We start from the raw sequence: 205 nt of genomic DNA on the forward strand, positions 1-205 counted from the left end.
CCTTGTCGAAAATCGGGTCTACACCACCAGCTACGTGGACGATGTTGTCATCGTCAAAGCACCTGATCACATGGATCACTGCATCTACCTCGCGGATATTTGCAAGAAATTTATTTCCAAGGCCCTCACCTTTGCTCGCACCTTTTACTAGTCCAGCGATATCCACAAATTCAATCACGGTCGGAAGAACACGATGAGGATTGAC

At 47.3% G+C, this 205-nt stretch carries 1 protein-coding gene; it reads right to left on the reverse strand.

From position 1 onward, the window contains the following. A partial coding sequence (locus JEM65_RS21735; RefSeq protein ID WP_199603853.1) for a GTPase occupies positions 1-205 on the reverse strand: 205 nt, incomplete at both ends.

This window comes from Gelidibacter salicanalis, from assembly GCF_016469035.1.
Classification (GTDB): domain Bacteria; phylum Bacteroidota; class Bacteroidia; order Flavobacteriales; family Flavobacteriaceae; genus Gelidibacter; species Gelidibacter salicanalis_A.